Source organism: Streptomyces sp. H39-S7, from assembly GCF_027158205.1.
In the GTDB taxonomy this organism is placed as follows: domain Bacteria; phylum Actinomycetota; class Actinomycetes; order Streptomycetales; family Streptomycetaceae; genus Actinacidiphila.
Genome location: NZ_JAPVLU010000020.1, coordinates 46036 through 60963 on the forward strand (window position 1 = coordinate 46036; position 14928 = coordinate 60963).

The window sequence follows — 14928 nt, forward strand, 5'->3', positions numbered from 1 at the left end:
CCGCTGGGCGCGCGGAACCCAGGTGCCTTCGTCAGCGCGAAGCGCTGTTTCTCCCGCCCTACCGCCGCGACCGGCATTTCCGGTGTAGGAACCATAGAGATGGCAGCCCGTGACCGTGCACAACGTCGGGTTCAAGCTGGCCTCTTCGATCTTCCTCCAAGCAGCGGCAGCGGCGGCTGAAGGAAGTGCGCAGGGCGCTGAACCTGGAGGAGCGTGCCCGACTTCGTCGAACTACGTGCCGTCGTGCTCCGCGCCGACGGAAGGCGCCCACTTCGGGCTCTTGTCACCGTCCTGGGCTTCGCGGCGGGCATCAGCTCTCGTCATGTGTTCGCTTCCCCGCGCCAGGCGGGGTTCGCCGACCTAGGGAGGCCGGGGGCGCCCCACAGCGGGAACCAGCGGCTCAGGTCCTCCTCGATGCGCAGGTCGTCCTTGGCCGTGGCCCTGACCTGGAGTTCCAGCGGATTGTCGCGCTTCTGGCCGGGCAGCGGCGCGAACGGGTAGAAGGTGCCCCGCTTGTAGAGGTAGACCAGCGCGAGGGGGCGCAGCTCGGCGTCGTGGAAGGTGACCAGAGAGCACAGGAGCTGCGGGCCGAAGCCGCTGTCCTGCAGGGCGGAATTCACCGCGTGCAGGTCGTTGACCAGAGTGGGCAGGTCGCCGGGGTCGCGGCGGGAGAGCAGCCACGAGTACCCGTACGCGTCACGGCTGAACTCCACCGGTACGCCGCCCCGTTCGGAGTCCGCGTCCAGGAGGGCTCGTACCTCCTGTTGGACTTGGGCGAACGCGCCGCCCTCGATGGCGGCGAAGCACACCGAGCCCAGGCCGGTCGGGGTGAAGCCGATGTCGGCCTGGAGGGTGATCGCTGCCGAAGGCAGGCCGAAGAGCTGGTCCAGGTCGGGCTTGACCGGCTTGGTCCGGCCGAGCAGGACGTCCAGGAATCCCACGGGTCCTCAGCTCCTTCTCTTCACGCCTGGCCACCCGGTTTCCCGCCCGCCTCGCCCAGCTGCACGGAGATCTCCGCGAGCGCCTCGATGCGGCGTTCCAGGCTGGGGTGGGTGGAGAACATCGCGGCCAGCGCCGTACCGGGCCCGAGGGCCGGGGTGAAGAAGAACGCGTTGAACGCCTGGGCGGTACGCAGATCCTTGGTCGGGATACGGGCGATGTCGCCGCTGACCTTGATCAGCGCGGAGGCCAGCACAGATGGTTTCCCGGTCAGCATGGCCGCGGCGCGGTCGGCGGCCAGTTCGCGGTAGCGGGACAGCGACCGGATCAGCAGGAAACTGATGCCGTAGACGAGCGCGGAGACCGCCATGACGATCGCGAGGAGGGCGGCGGTGTTCTGGTCGCGATCGTTGCGTCCGCCGAACAGCTGGGAGTAGAAGGCGAAGCGGACGATGAGTCCGGCGATCACACCCAGGAACGAGGCGATGGTGATCACCGCGACGTCGCGGTGTGCGACATGGGAGAGCTCGTGGGCGAGGACGCCTTCGAGTTCGTCGGTCTCCAGGCGGCGCAGCAGTCCGGTGGTGACGCAGACGACGGCATGGTCGGCGTTGCGGCCGGTGGCGAACGCGTTGGGCAGGTCCATCTCGGAGATGGCCACCCGGGGTTTGGGCATGTCCGCGGTGGCGCAGAGCCGGTCGATGACGCCGTGCAGCTCGGGCTGTTCCTCGCGGCTGACGAGGTGGCCGTGCATGGAGTACAGGGCGATCCGGTCGGAGAACCAGAACTGCGCGACCAGCAGCCCGGCGGCGATGACGATCACCAGGACGACGGATTTGAGCAGCACGATCAGCGCGGCGATGAACGCCACGTACACCAGCCCGAGCAGGACCATCGTGACCACCATGCGGGCGGTCAGCTGCCGGTCGGGCTCGAAACGGCGTCGCATCGTCATCACCCCGGGATCAGACCCTCGTCGGAGAGAAGTTCCCGCACCTGCCGCAGACTGGTGTCCTCGTCGGGCAGCACCAGGTCGGAGGGCGTGATCCTCTCGTCCGGCAGCGGCGTGCCGAGACTGCGCACCGCGTCCAGCAGGGCCGCCAGGGCGGCGGTGAACGCGGTCTCGTCGCCCGCGTCGGCGGCCGGCTGCAGGGCGGAGTCCAGCTCGTTGAGCCGGTCCAGGTGCTGGTCGGCGATCTCGTACTGGCCCTCGCCGAGAATCCGCATGATCATGATGTCACCTTCTGGTCCGGCGGGTCCTTCGTGGGCTCTGCACCCTCCACTGCCGGCGGGGTGGCAGAGGCCGGGAGCTGGGCCTTCATCCGGGCCAGCTCGATCTCCACGTCCTGGCCCGCGGTGACGGCCTCAATTTCTGCCTGGATATCGTCACGCCCGGCCGGAAGAGTCGCGTCCTCCAGCGCGCCGGAGGCGATCAGCTCGTCGAGCGCACCGGCGCGTGCCTGCAGCTGCTCGGTCCTGTCCTGGGCGCGCTGCATGGCCAGGCCGACATCGCCCATCTCCTCGCCGATGCCGGTGACGGCCTCGGCGATGTGGGTCTCGGCCTCGGCGGCGGTGTAGGTGGCCTTGATGGTCTCCTTGCGGGTGCGGAACGCGTCGACCTTCGCCTGCAGGCGCTGCGTGGCCAGGGTGAGCTTCTCCTCCTGGTCCTTTAGCGACGCCTGCTGGGTCTGCATGTCGGTGACCTGGGAGGCCACGGCCGTGCGGCGGGTGAGCGCCTCACGGGCCAGGTCCTCCCGCCCCGCGGCAAGTGCCTGCTCCGCCTGGCCCTGCAGCTTTCCCGTGGACTGTTGCAACTGGGTCACCTGCAGCTCGACGCGCTTGCGGCTGGTCGCCACATCGGCCACGCCGCGCCGCACCTTCTGCAGCATCTGGAGCTGCTGTTCGTAGGAGTAGTCCAGGACCTCGCGCGGGTCCTCGGCGTTGTCCAGCGCCTTGTTCGCCTTGATTTGGAACAGGGTGGCGATGCGGTGAGTGATGCTGGTCATGGCGACCGCCGTCCTCTCAGTCGGCTTGATGGTGTTCCGCGCGACCCGCGGCCGGTCGTGTCCCGCTCCGGGCTCGGGACGCTGCCTGCGATCCGGGGGCGTCGCGCAAGGTGTCGGCGGCGCAGAAGACCGAGGCAGTAGCGATGGTCACACCGCCCCACAGGCCCCAGGCTGCGGCGGGCAGATCGCCGGCAATGAGCGCCGGAGCAGGCAGCAGACCGGCCGCGAGGAGGACGGGGGCGCGGTGGATCGAGCGGGCCAGTCCCGATGCGTTGCGCCGGTGGCTCCAGGTGAGATGGACGGCGCAGGCGGCGGTGGTCAGGGCTCCCAGGGTGATCAGGGTCCAGGCGAGCACTTCCATGTCAGGTCACCTCCGTGCCGGGGGGACGGGGCTCGGCGCCTGCGGGGCACCGTCGCGCGGCCTGGCCGGCGCCCGGCGGAGCCGCCTGGGCCAGGTGCCCGCCGGCGTGGGTGTCCTTGAGCAGAAGGAAACGGTTGCCGGGCCGGCTGCCCAGCAGGTAGATGGTCAGCGGGGTGCCGTACATCTCGGTGAACAGCGCCACCAGGAACCACCATGATCAGCACGCCGTTCGACATCGGCGCCAGCGCATCCATGATAGGTCTCCTGCCGTCGCCGTGTGGTTCAGCGGAAGGGCTTGTGGTCGTGTAGGTCGCGGTCCTTGGGTGCGTCGTTGTGACCACGCCCGCGCCTCTGTATGTCATCGCCGCTGTTCATGCCACGCATCATGAAGAACATCATCAGCGGGCAGGCGAGCACGATGAGAGGCAAGGCCAGGTTGCCCAGTGGTACGCCGAGCGCGAGTGCGCCAACCACGGCGATCGCGACCGCTATCGCGTAGAGGCCGTAATTCCTGGTGTTCTTCATGGCCAGTTCTCCTCTTGGGAGGGGCATCAGTGTTTGGTGACAGGGCCGGAGGAGCGCAGGGCGGCGAGGCGCCGCTGGTACTCGTCCTCGTCTATGTCCCCGCGGGCGAACCGCTCGGCGAGCGGTTGCTCGGGCGAGGTGCCGGCGGGGATGGGGGGCTGCTCAGGGGCGCGATTCAGGGCCCGGAAGGACAGGACGGCGGCGGTGATGATCAAGGCCCAGAACAGGATCATGCCAGCTGACACGGCGAACCAGCCCCAGCCGCTGACGTCGTGGTCGTGCCAGAACATCATCGCGATTCACTTTCCCGAGCTCAGGGGCTGCGGGCCGGGGCCCGCCGTCCGGTCGGCGTTCTCTGTTGTTTCCCACAGTCGCCCTCGCCCGGTGTGGCGCACAGGGCCATCCGGCCCCCTGCGCGGGGCCGGCCAGCTCTTACCTGGCAGGGGTGCCGGGGCGACGCTGGGGGCGTGCGATCCTGGAGGAGGGACGATCTGCCATGAATGTCGCCGATATTGCAGTAGTGGCCCTGGCCGTGGCGTTGATCGCTGGTATGGGGCGGTTCTTCTTCGGCCCTCGCAAGGCCGGCACCGCGCGACTGGACGGCGGGGTGCAGCACGTCGAGGTGACGGTGCGCGGCGGCTACAGCCCCGATGTCATCAAGGTCCGGCAAGGGGTTCCGGTGGAGCTGGTCTTCGACCGGCAGGAGTCCGGGGAGTGCACCAACCGGGTGGTCTTCCCTGACCTGCGGGTGAGTGCCGGGCTGCCGGCGTATGCGCGTACCACCGTGCGTGTCGATCCGGCCGAGGCCGGATCCTTCGGGTTCGCGTGCGGGATGAACATGATCCACGGCACGATGCTCGTCGAACCGGATGGCGGGGAAGGCTCCCGGGACGGCGCCGAGGACCACGCCCCCTCCGCTTCGGGAGCGCCGGTAGGTGATGCGGCAGCCAACGAGGCGGAAGCTGCGGAGGCCGCCGAGCGGCACGCGGAGATCACCGACCTGACGCGCCGGGTGGCCATTGGCGCGGTACTCACTGCGCCGGTGCTCTTCGCTGTGATGGCGCATGAACTCTTCGGTGCCGACTGGATGCCGGGCTGGCTGCTCAACCACTGGCTGCAGCTGGCGCTCATCACTCCCGTCATGTTCTACACCGGGTGGCCCATCCACTCCACCGGCTGGCTGACCCTCCGCCACCGCAGCGCGGACATGAACTCGCTTATCGCACTGGGCACTTCGGCCGCATACAGCTACAGCCTGCTCGTCACGCTCGCGCCCTCGCTGCTGCCCGAGGACGTGCGCGAGGTGTACTTCGAGGCGGTCGGGGTGATCCTCACCCTGATCCTGCTCGGGCGCCTGCTGGAAGTTCGCGCCAAGGCCGGCACCGGCGAGGCCATCCGCGCGCTGCTGGGCCTTCGGGCCCGCACCGCTCGGGTGATCCGCGACGGAACCGAGGCCGAAGTCGCCGTCGAGGACGTGCTCGTGGGCGACGAGATCGCGATCCGGCCCGGCGAGAAGATCCCGGTCGACGGCGACGTGCTGTCTGGGTCATCCGCGGTGGACGAGTCCATGGTTACCGGCGAACCCATGCCGGTCACCAAGCGGGCGGGCGACACAGTCATCGGCTCGACCGTGAACACGACCGGGTCCTTGCGGGTACGTGCGAGCAAGGTCGGCGCGGACACGATGCTCGCCCAGATCATCCGTCTCGTGCAGCAGGCCCAGGCGTCCAAGGCGCCGATCCAGCGGCTCGCCGACGCCGTCTCCGCCTACTTCGTACCCGCCGTCATCGCCATCGCCCTCGCCGCCTTCGCACTCTGGTTCGTCGCCGGCCCCGCCCCCGCGCTCACCCTCGCGCTGGTCTCCGCAGTCGCCGTGCTGATCATCGCCTGCCCCTGCGCACTGGGGCTGGCCACCCCGCTGTCCATCATGGTCGGCACCGGCAAGGGCGCCCAGGCGGGCATCCTCATCCGCTCGGCCGAGGCCCTGGAGACCGCCCACAAACTCGACACCGTCGTCCTGGACAAGACCGGCACCGTGACCGCGGGCAAGCCCGTCCTCACCGATGTTCACGCGGCCGACGAGTTCGACGAGGCCGCGTTGCTCGCGCTGGTCGCGGCGGCCGAAGCCGACAGCGAACACCCCCTCGCGGCCGCAATCGTCACCGGTGCCCGGGGCCGAGGGCTGAGCCTGCTGCCATCGTCCGGTTTCGACTCCATCACCGGCAAGGGTGTGCAGGCCGGCGTGGACGGCCATGCCGGCCTGGTGGGCACCGCCCGCCTGCTCTCCGATGTGGGCATCGACACCAGCGCCCTCGCCCCGGTCGCGGCGGAACTGTCCGCCCAGGGCAAGACCCCTGTCCTCGCCGCCGTCGACGGCCGGGCGGCCGGGGTGCTGGCCGTAGCCGACACCGTCAAGGACGACTCCGCCCAGGCCATCGCCGCCCTGCACCTACTCGGCATCGACGTCGTCATGCTCACCGGAGACAACGCCCGCACCGCCGCCGCCATCGCCGCCTGCAGGCCGAGGGCCGCACGGTGGGCATGGTCGGCGACGGCATCAACGACGCCCCAGCCTTGTCCGCTGCCGACGTCGGCCTCGCCATCGGCACCGGTACGGACGTGGCCATCGAGGCCGCCGACATCACCCTCATCTCCGGCTCCCTGACCGGCGTCGTCACCGCCATCCGCCTGTCCCGCGCCACCATGCGCAACATCCGGCAGAACCTCTTCTTCGCGCTCATCTACAACGCCGTCGGCCTCCCCCTCGCCGCCGGCGCGCTCTACCCGCTGTGGGGCATCCGCCTCAGCCCCATCGTCGCCGCGGCCGCGATGGCCCTGTCCTCTCTGTCCGTAGTCACCAACTCCAGCCGCCTGCGCCACTGGCACGCCACCCCACTGCCGACCGCCGCACCGGCCCCGGTCGAGCCCCAGGTCGAATCCGCCGCCGACCGGACCGAACCCATGCCCGCAGACGATCTCGAGCACGACGACCAGTGACTGCCGATAGACCAAATGCTTAGAAGGCACCTGCTCTGTTCGTCGGCTGCAACAGCTCGTTGCGCGCAGATAGAGCGGCCTCACGGGCGGTGGCGAAGGCTGATTCGCCGACGGCAGACACATTGCGTGCCCAAAGGACTGGAACAGCGCGGCGAACCAAGCAAACCTAGAACTGCTCGGGGGAGAGCGGCAAAGCACTGTTAGGTCCGCATGCATGTGGATGCCGGGTCGTAGAAGCCAGCGCAACATAGCCGACGATCGCCGGTTAGCCAAACCGGCGTTCCTGCAGACCATTGGAGATGTTCGGGGCAGCGGTGAGAGTTGACGTCCCGCCAGCCCGTTGTGCCCCATAAAGGGTCCTAACCAAGGAGTTCCGCATGGCCGCAGGTACCGACGAAGAAGATCTCCTTCCGGAGGGTCGTCAGCGTTTGTTGTCGCTAGTGGACTGGGTCGCCGAACGGCCCAAGGACGGACTTGTGCTGCGAAATTTCCTGATGTCCATCGCTCTTGCGGGACTGAGGCCGACGGAGGCCATGGCGCTGCGTGTCCGAGATGTGGTGCTGCCCGACGAAGGCGCGGGCGTTCTTCTCAGTCGCACGCTGGTGCGGGGAGCCGGCGACGCGGAGGCTGTACGGCGTGTGCCCGCGCGCCCGGACTTGATGGCGATCTTGAAGGCGGAGATAGCCAGGCGCGATCTCGGCCCCGATGACGCCGTATTCGTACTCGACGACGGCCGACCACTGACCGCCACGATCTATCGAAGGGTTTGGCGGCAGGCGCGAGCGGCGGTTCTGGAACCGCATGAGATCGACTCACCGCTCGGCAGGAAGGTTTCTTCCCTGCGGGACGCGTGCATCGCATCTTGGCTGCGGAACGGCGACCAGACTGCTGCACACATCGTCGCGGTGGCGGAGTTCGCAGGTATGAGCGCGCCCCGTCTCGTCGACCGCTTCGCACACTGCCTTCGGAAACCGACCTGGTCTGCGATCCCTTGGGACAGGCTCGAAGCGGCCCTCGACCTTCCTGGCTTGGCGCTGGAGACCAAAGCAACTGCACGCCGCCCGTGACTCCGCTCCAGTAGTCATCCGCGTAACTCCCCCGGCCCCCTACTTCACAGCAAGCAGCGGGCCGGGGGAGGACCCGCCTCTGTCCATCCGGGGCCGCTTCTTTCCGCACCTCATAGAAATCGACCGATGCCTGCACGATTCTTGCCCGTCCCGTCCGCTCCCCCCGCTCCCCGCGACGCCGCACACGCGGCCTTCCTGACCGTGAAGGACGCTGCCGAGTACCTCGGCCTCTCACCCCACACCCTCTACGTCTGGCGTCACCGGCGGCAGGGACCGCCGAGCTTCCGCATGGGGCCGCGAGGCCGCGTCATGTACCGGCTGTCAGCCCTCGATATCTGGGTCCGAGAACAGGAGCAGGCCGACTCGCGGTCCAACACCAGCCTGAACCCGCTGAACGCACGTCCCCAGGAGCGGTCCACCCGCTACGCCGACGTCTGACGTTCCAGGCGTCGTTGAGCGCCGTCTCCATCCGCTTTCGTCAAGGAGTTCGTTCTGGCCGGCTACATAGAAGACCGATGGTTGAAGAAGCGACCCAACCCGAAGACCGGTAAGCGCGAACGAACAGCCATGTACGGCAAATGCACCCGCTACCGCGTCAAGGGCATTCCCGGCGTCAAGGACCGTTCGTTCGACGCACTCCAGGACGCCAAGACCTGGCTCGCCCAGGCGCAAACTGACGCACGGCGCGGCGAGTTCGTCGACCCGCGGGACGGCGCTATCTCCCTCAAGGACTACGTCGAGACGCACTGGTGGCCCACTCGGAGCGGAGACCCCTCCACCATCGAACGTATCGAGCAGAGGCTCCGCCGGCACATCCTTCCGCATCTCGGCGCCCAGCCGATTAACGGCATAGGCACAGAAACATTGCGTAACTGGAAGAAGCGGCTTGAGAAGGACCTCGGCCCGACCACGATCCGGATGGTCTGGGCGACGCTGTCCAGCGTCCTTCAGGCGGCTGTGGAGGACCGCCGCCTCGCGCGCAACCCGTGCCGCTCCAGCACGGTCGGTCCGCCGCCTGCTGCACAGGGCAGGGTGGAGGCATGGCCGTCGGAGCGTGTACTGGCCGTACGCGCGGCGATGCCGGAGCGGTATCGGGTCCTGGTCGAGATCGGAGCGGGCCTGGGCCTGCGGCAAGGGGAGGCGCTCGGTCTGAGCATGGAGGCCATCGACTTCGCCAACGAAATCGTCCACGTCCGCTGCCAGGTCAAGATGGTGCGGGCGAGGCTCTGCTTCGCGCTTCCCAAAGGGCGCAAGGTCCGAGACGTACCGCTGCCTTCAACTGTGGCCCGGGCCCTCAAAAGACACATGGAGGTCCTCGCCCCGGTACCGGTAACGCTGCCATGGGACGATCCGCGCCAACCTCAGACGCCTGTGGAGGCCAAGCATCGGCGGCCGAGGACGTACAGCCTCCTCGTGACGGGGCGCGAGCGGAGGGCGGTCAACCGCAACTTCTTCAACTCCTACGTGTGGAAGCCTGCCCTTTCCAGGGCCGGCGTGATCGCTCCGCTGGAGGAGAGCACCCCGGTCGGGTCCCGTGTGTGGGAGCCGTCCCGCGAGCACGGCTTCCACGCCCTGCGGCACTTCTATGCCTCTGAGGAATTGGAGGCAGGGGAGTCGGTGGTCTCCCTGGCCCGCTGGCTGGGCCACTCGGACCCGGGATTCACGCTGCGGAAGTACTCCCACTTCCTTCCCCGCGCTGGCGCACGAGGTAGCACCGCCATCGACGCGATCTTCGGGTAGGTCCGGGCCGGACGGTGTCGGGCAAGGCGCGCAACCCGCGCCCGTAGGAGCCCAGCCCACACCCGAAGTCCCAGAGAAGTCCCAGGGGTGTCGCCGCACCCCTTGCTGATGTGTGTTCGCGCAGCTCAGAAGGGGCGCGGTGGCCTTCGTTGGTCAGATGTCGCGGAACGTCTCGATCTGCGCGCCGATGGTGTTGAGGCGCTCGGCCAGGTCCTCGTAGCCGCGGTTGATGACGTAGACGTTGCGCAGCACGGAGGTGCCCTCGGCGGCCATCATCGCGAGCAGGATGACGACGGCGGGGCGCAGCGCGGGCGGGCACATCATCTCGGCGGCCCGCCAGCGGGTCGGGCCCTCGACGAGGACGCGGTGCGGGTCGAGGAGTTTGACGCCGGCGCCCAGACGGGTGAGATCCGTGAGGTAGATCGCGCGGTTGTCGTACACCCAGTCGTGGATGAGCGTGGAGCCCTGGGCGGTCGCGGCGATGGCGGCGAAGAAGGGGACGTTGTCGATGTTGAGGCCGGGGAACGGCATCGGGTGGATCTTGTCGATGGGCGCGCGGAGCTTGGAGGGGCGCACGGTGAGGTCGATGAGGCGGGTCCGGCCGTTGTCGGCCTTGTACTCCGGGGTGCGCTCGTGGTCCAGGCCCATCTCCTCCAGGACGGCCAGTTCGATCTCCAGGAACTCGATCGGCACCCGGCGGATCGTCAGCTCCGACTCGGTGACGACGGCGGCGGCCAGCAGGCTCATCGCCTCGACCGGGTCCTCGGAGGGCGCGTAGTCCACGTCGCGGTCGATGTCGGTGACGCCGTGCACGGTCAGGGTGGTGGTGCCGACGCCGTCGACCCGTACCCCGAGCTCCTCCAGGAAGAAGCAGAGGTCCTGGACCATGTAGTTCGAGCTGGCGTTGCGGATCACGGTGACGCCGTTGTTGCGGGCGGCGGCCAGCAGCGCGTTCTCGGTGACGGTGTCGCCGCGTTCGGTCAGCACGATGGGCCGGGTGGGGGAGATCGCCCGCTCGACGGCCGCGTGGTAGGTCCCGTCGGTGGCCGTCACGTCGAGGCCGAAGTGGCGCAGCGCGTTCATGTGCGGCTGCACCGTCCGGGTGCCGAGGTCGCAGCCGCCGGCGTACGGGATGCGGAAGCGCTCGTTGCGGTGCAGCAGCGGGCCGAGGAACATGATCACGCTGCGGGTGCGGCGGGCGGCGTCGGTGTCCATCGCGTCGAGGTCCAGCTCGGCCGGCGGCACGATCTCCAGGTCGTTGCCGTCGTTGATCCAGCGGGTGCGGACGCCGATGCTGTTCAGCACCTCCAGGATCCGGTAGACCTCCTCGATCCTGGCGACCCGGCGCAGCGTGGTGCGCCCGGAGTTCAGCAGGGAGGCGCACAGCAGCGCGACGCACGCGTTCTTGCTGGTCTTCACGTCGATGGCCCCCGACAGCCGCCGGCCGCCGACGACCCGCAGGTGCATCGGGCCCGCGTAGCCGAGCGAGACGATCTCGCTGTCCAGCGCCTCGCCGATTCTGGCGATCATCTCCAGGCTGATGTTCTGGTTGCCGCGCTCGATGCGGTTGACCGCGCTCTGGCTGGTGCCCAGCGCCTCCGCGAGCTGGGACTGGGTCCAGCCGCGGTGCTGCCGGGCGTCACGGATGAGCTTGCCGATACGGGCGAGGTAGTCATCGATCATGTGGCAAACGGTATCTCACACATGAGATGGGGGCCCTGTGGTGAAGAGCCGGTGTGGCGTGTGGATCGTCCGGAACGGGGTAGGCATCGCATCTTTACCGTGGGTCCGGCAGCTTCACGCAAGGTCATTATCTCGGATATGAGATCAATGTGCTCGATCGTGTGAAGCATTGCTCCGGATGGGCGAGTGCGTGTGGAGGTCGGGGGCGGGGCATGCGAGAGCGGCACGGGGGTGTCCTGTCTCAACGAAGATAGTCGTTGGAGGAGCGTTGACCAGGTCGGACTAACTTCGCTGAGACGGCCGGACTGCCTTCGGTGAGACATTTTGCGTCCGGAGTACGGCTCTCCGCTGGATCCTGAAGTGTTCGGACTGCCATTCCGCGTTGCGGCGCCGTTTGGAGATGTAGAGGTTGAGCGTTCCGTAGGACACCGATGTGTTGTGCTCGTCCATCAGCATGGTCCAGATCTCGCGTGCCCCGAGTCCGGCGTGCATCATCGAGTCGATCAGGGGCGCGATCGGGCGGGTGACGGGTGCTTGACGGGCGGGGAGTTCTCGGGGCAGGGGCTTGAAGCTAACGAGAGCATTGCGGATGAGCCATCTGGGAATGCCATGGCGGATGGCGAGGTTGCGGATGGTCAAACCCTCGTCGCGGGCTGCGTTTTGAAGCTGAATGTAGAGGTCTGGCTGTCGGTGCGCGAGGTGGGCTTGTCCCGGTCCTGTCCGGTAGCGGAGGCGGGCGGTGCTCACGTCGAACAGGGCCTGTTCCAGGTTCGAGGTTGTGCGTCCGGTGATGTCCGCGAGACGTTCGACGCGCGGTTTGCCGAACCAGAACGGCGGTCCGCAGAGGAATCCGTGCAGGTAGCTGGGCCTGAGGTGGTTGGCCCGGGCGAGGCGACGGATGAAGGAGTCGGTTCCCTCGCCGAGACGCGGTGAGACTTGGATGGGGAGCCGGGCCAGCCGTCCCGGGAGGGCTCCAGTCACCGGGTAACCGTGTTCTTCAACGGCTTCCTCAGAGTTTCTGCCGCGTAGTCCAAGGGGATCGCGTCGAGCCCTTCCTTGGTCACGCGTTCGGTCCCGTTGAGGATCGCGTCGATCGCCGCGCCCCGGATGACATGGGACAAAGCACCGATCATGCCGTCGGCCCGGTTGTGCAGGTAGCGGTCCAGCTTGACCAGGCTGCCCGGCGGGTGATCATGCAGGAGCAGGGTCCCCTCCATGGTTGCTACCAGCCCTTTCCACTCGGTGCCGTAGGGGAACGGGCGGGTGGGGACGAGGGTGAACCGGCCGGCGATCTGGGCGCCCCGGGTGCCCGTCAGGAGTTCGCTGGTTTCGAGGCCGATGCCCGCGTAGACGAAGGTCGCGGGGATGCGTTCGGAGAAGTACTTCAGAGTGTCTGAGACGTCGCCGCCCGCCCGGGTGACCTGCGAGATGTTGTGAATTTCGTCGACCAGGACTAGCCCGGTGCGGGTGTCCGTGCAGACGCCGACCACTGCCTCGATGATGTCCGTCATGTTCGACCGGGGTCGGACTGGCAGGCCCAGGAAGCGGGCGAATTCGGCGGCGACCATGCGGGCGGTCGCGGCGGGCGGGACGGTGATGTAGAGCACCGGGATGCGGTCGGCAACGTTCGGATGGCGGGCTCGGTCGAGGAGTTCATGGGCGAGTCCGAGCTGGGTGATGGCGCTGGTCTTGCCCGTGCCGGGCAGGCCGGAGACCATCAGGCCGCGGCGAGCGCTGATCGCATGACGGTTGAGCAGGACCAGTCGGCGGCCGCAGACCACCGTCTTCTCGACGAACGAGGTGGCGACCACGAGCATCCGGGCATGATGGTCGAGTCGGTCCTCGTCGTAGAGAGCCCGCTTGGTCGAAGGCAGCCCTTGCGACTGGCCGGGAGGCAGTAGAGCTGGGGGTTCGGGTGGGCCGTCGACGAACCGCCGCCATCCGTCCAGGGTGGTGAGCTGCCGGTTGGCCACTGCGTCGGCCGCTTGCAGGGCGGCATCCCGGCCTGCCAGTTCAGGGATGGTCACGGGCGCCTCCAGGGGTTCGCGAGCGGGTCGAACAGGCCCAGCGGGATGACCTTGGCCAGCTCGGTGTCCGATACTTCCTCCGGCGGGTTCTCGGCGGCAGGCGGGTCGGGAATCGGCCGGTCGGCGGTGGTGGCGCGGGTGCGGGCGGCGACGCGGCGGGATCGTTTGGCCGGACGGTCCTTCTCCGGGGAGGGGCCGTCGTGGGCTCGCCGCAGCAGTGCTGCCGTGGCATCCGCGATCTGTTCTTCTGTGCCGCCGGGAATCTGTTCGCAGGCGTGGTCCCAGGCCATTTCACCGAAGGGGACGCCGACCCGATGCAGGTGTTTCCAGAACACGGTGATCCACCGCTCGCGACGGCGGTCGCGTACCCAGATCCGGGAGATGTCGTAGGGGTCGTGGTGGATCTCCCACAAGCCCTTCTTCTCCATCACCCCGGAGTGCTGGCGGCGCAGAGGGTTCAACTCGCGGTCGTCGTAGGTGCGGTGCTTGATCCGGACGCCGTAGGCGTTGATCGCCTGCCATCGCTCGGGCAGCAGTTCGATGTAGTCCTCGCCGTTCAGCGGGACCGGGACGTAGCCGCAGGACTCGACCAGCGCCGCGTACTTCTCGTTCGGCGAGAACGCCCGCTTCGGCGCATCCGGGTCCCGTAAAGCATCGTGTGGCCTGGTTTGCCAGACGGCGACGATCCACTCGTCGAGAAGGTTCTGCAATTCGGGCAGCGACCACAGCGGCCCGTCTTCCAGCTTCCGGCCCCGGCGGTCCGTCGACCGGCCTGTGTATCCCGCGACGAACTGAGCGAACAGAGTGGCGATCGAGCCCAGTGTCTTCTCGATCGTGCCCTTGTCGGTAGGCGTCGCCTTGTGGGCAGGTTGCAGGTTGATGCCCAGATAGCGGCAGGAGGCGCGGAAGTTGTTCGAGATGAAGACCTTGCCGTGGTCGCAGACGATCGTCTCCGGCACGATCACCGGCCGTGCGGCCGCGTGCTCCAGGCGCTCGTCCAGAGGGAGGAGTCTCCGGTGCGGCAGTACCGAGCGAGACATCCGCAGGGCCTCGGGCCAGCCCGGACGCATCGTCTCCGGGGTGACGCTGCGGGCCAGGAGCGCGGAGGCGTCGGCGGCCTTGGTGGTCGGCCGCAGCACCGCCGCGGTGATCGACCTGGTCGCGATGTCGACCATCGCCGTCAGCTCGACCTTCTCGGCGATCCCGTCATCCAGCCGGACCAGCACATCCAGCGGGGTGGAGTCGATCTGCATCAGCTCGCCCGGTGCGCTGGCCGGCACTTCCCCGAACGGGCCGGGCGGCCGCAAGGCAATCGAGCGGCGGGTGCGGGCAGATCCGGTGGTGTGGGTGCCTGTGGCCAGCTTGTCGAACAACCGGTAGAGCGTGGCCCGCGAGGGCATCTCGACGGCGGCGGTGTCCTCTCGGTCAGCCAGGATCTGCTTCGTCCGCCAGACGATGAATCCGATAGTCCTCGACGACGCGTCGGCGGCCTCGGCGATCGCTTGCCGCATCGCCTTCACCACCGCGGGGTCGACCGTGCCGAAGGCCGGCATCTGCTTGGCCGACCGGCCATCCGCCAGCCC

Annotated in this window: 15 protein-coding genes and 1 pseudogene; 4 read left to right on the top strand and 12 right to left on the bottom strand. The window is 68.2% G+C overall.

The genetic code is table 11. The features are described 5' to 3' along the window. Positions 1-320: 320 nt before the first annotated feature. The 8 genes from pspAB to O3X23_RS20630 form a co-directional block, all read right to left on the bottom strand. Positions 321-941 (bottom strand): PspA-associated protein PspAB, encoded by a 621-nt coding sequence (gene pspAB, locus O3X23_RS20595; RefSeq protein WP_269272917.1) that lies wholly within the window; start codon positions 939-941, stop codon positions 321-323. 20 nt (positions 942-961) lie between these two features. Beyond that, on the bottom strand, positions 962-1888 hold the full coding sequence (htpX, locus tag O3X23_RS20600) for a zinc metalloprotease HtpX (RefSeq protein WP_269272918.1): 927 nt from the start codon (positions 1886-1888) through the stop codon (positions 962-964). 5 nt (positions 1889-1893) lie between these two features. Further along, positions 1894-2172 carry a PspA-associated protein PspAA gene (gene pspAA / locus O3X23_RS20605; protein WP_138353628.1) on the bottom strand — a complete coding sequence of 93 codons (279 nt, stop codon included), beginning with the start codon at positions 2170-2172 and terminating at the stop codon, positions 1894-1896. Further along, the gene (locus O3X23_RS20610) at positions 2169-2945 is read right to left on the bottom strand and encodes a PspA/IM30 family protein (protein ID WP_269272919.1); all 777 of its coding nucleotides are present in this window, start codon (positions 2943-2945) and stop codon (positions 2169-2171) included. Before O3X23_RS20610 ends, pspAA begins: the two co-directional genes overlap by 4 nt. 16 nt (positions 2946-2961) lie before the next feature. After that, positions 2962-3306 (bottom strand): hypothetical protein, encoded by a 345-nt coding sequence (locus O3X23_RS20615; RefSeq protein WP_269272920.1) that lies wholly within the window; start codon positions 3304-3306, stop codon positions 2962-2964. Between the two features lies 1 nt (position 3307). Continuing rightward, positions 3308-3508, bottom strand: a complete 201-nt coding sequence (locus tag O3X23_RS20620) for a hypothetical protein (RefSeq protein ID WP_269272921.1) — start codon at positions 3506-3508, stop codon at positions 3308-3310. An 80-nt stretch (positions 3509-3588) separates the two neighbouring features. Beyond that, entirely contained in the window at positions 3589-3831 is a 243-nt protein-coding gene (locus tag O3X23_RS20625; protein ID WP_138353631.1) for a DUF2933 domain-containing protein, read from the bottom strand. A gap of 26 nt (positions 3832-3857) precedes the next feature. Beyond that, positions 3858-4124 (bottom strand): SHOCT domain-containing protein, encoded by a 267-nt coding sequence (locus O3X23_RS20630; protein WP_269272922.1) that lies wholly within the window; start codon positions 4122-4124, stop codon positions 3858-3860. Positions 4125-4327: 203 nt separating this feature from the next. Here O3X23_RS20630 and O3X23_RS20635 point away from each other — a divergent pair. The 4 genes and pseudogenes from O3X23_RS20635 (at position 4328) to O3X23_RS20650 (ending at position 9635) form a co-directional block, all read left to right on the top strand. After that, a pseudogene (locus O3X23_RS20635) lies at positions 4328-6828 on the top strand (heavy metal translocating P-type ATPase). 377 nt (positions 6829-7205) lie between these two features. Continuing rightward, positions 7206-7895, top strand: coding sequence for a hypothetical protein (locus O3X23_RS20640; protein WP_269272923.1), 690 nt, complete (start codon positions 7206-7208; stop codon positions 7893-7895). A 126-nt stretch (positions 7896-8021) separates the two neighbouring features. Beyond that, entirely contained in the window at positions 8022-8333 is a 312-nt protein-coding gene (locus O3X23_RS20645; protein ID WP_269272924.1) for a helix-turn-helix transcriptional regulator, read from the top strand. Positions 8334-8414: 81 nt separating this feature from the next. Beyond that, complete coding sequence (locus O3X23_RS20650) at positions 8415-9635, top strand: tyrosine-type recombinase/integrase (protein WP_269272925.1); 1221 nt, start codon at positions 8415-8417, stop codon at positions 9633-9635. Positions 9636-9788: 153 nt separating this feature from the next. On the opposite strand, the gene O3X23_RS20655 is transcribed toward O3X23_RS20650, so the two are convergent. From O3X23_RS20655 to O3X23_RS20670, 4 genes are all read right to left on the bottom strand, one after another. Continuing rightward, on the bottom strand, positions 9789-11318 hold the full coding sequence (locus tag O3X23_RS20655) for a helix-turn-helix domain-containing protein (RefSeq protein ID WP_269272926.1): 1530 nt from the start codon (positions 11316-11318) through the stop codon (positions 9789-9791). 282 nt (positions 11319-11600) lie between these two features. Continuing rightward, complete coding sequence (locus O3X23_RS20660) at positions 11601-12299, bottom strand: hypothetical protein (protein WP_269272927.1); 699 nt, start codon at positions 12297-12299, stop codon at positions 11601-11603. Further along, positions 12296-13345, bottom strand: coding sequence for an ATP-binding protein (locus O3X23_RS20665; RefSeq protein ID WP_269272928.1), 1050 nt, complete (start codon positions 13343-13345; stop codon positions 12296-12298). Before O3X23_RS20665 ends, O3X23_RS20660 begins: the two co-directional genes overlap by 4 nt. After that, complete coding sequence (locus O3X23_RS20670; RefSeq protein WP_269273006.1) at positions 13342-14856, bottom strand: Mu transposase C-terminal domain-containing protein; 1515 nt, start codon at positions 14854-14856, stop codon at positions 13342-13344. Before O3X23_RS20670 ends, O3X23_RS20665 begins: the two co-directional genes overlap by 4 nt. Between the last annotated feature and the right edge of the window lie 72 nt (positions 14857-14928).

Bases quoted from the DNA above. Each gene is read 5' to 3' on its own strand.
- htpX (WP_269272918.1), bottom strand. From the start codon at position 1,888: ATGCGACGCCGTTTCGAGCCCGACCGGCAGCTGACCGCCCGCATGGTG.
- pspAA (WP_138353628.1), bottom strand. From the start codon at position 2,172: ATGATCATGCGGATTCTCGGCGAGGGCCAGTACGAGATCGCCGACCAG.
- O3X23_RS20610 (WP_269272919.1), bottom strand. From the start codon at position 2,945: ATGACCAGCATCACTCACCGCATCGCCACCCTGTTCCAAATCAAGGCG.
- O3X23_RS20615 (WP_269272920.1), bottom strand. From the start codon at position 3,306: ATGGAAGTGCTCGCCTGGACCCTGATCACCCTGGGAGCCCTGACCACC.
- O3X23_RS20625 (WP_138353631.1), bottom strand. From the start codon at position 3,831: ATGAAGAACACCAGGAATTACGGCCTCTACGCGATAGCGGTCGCGATC.
- O3X23_RS20630 (WP_269272922.1), bottom strand. From the start codon at position 4,124: ATGATGTTCTGGCACGACCACGACGTCAGCGGCTGGGGCTGGTTCGCC.
- O3X23_RS20640 (WP_269272923.1), top strand. From the start codon at position 7,206: ATGGCCGCAGGTACCGACGAAGAAGATCTCCTTCCGGAGGGTCGTCAG.
- O3X23_RS20645 (WP_269272924.1), top strand. From the start codon at position 8,022: ATGCCTGCACGATTCTTGCCCGTCCCGTCCGCTCCCCCCGCTCCCCGC.
- O3X23_RS20655 (WP_269272926.1), bottom strand. From the start codon at position 11,318: ATGATCGATGACTACCTCGCCCGTATCGGCAAGCTCATCCGTGACGCC.
- O3X23_RS20670 (WP_269273006.1), bottom strand. From the start codon at position 14,856: ATGCGGCAAGCGATCGCCGAGGCCGCCGACGCGTCGTCGAGGACTATC.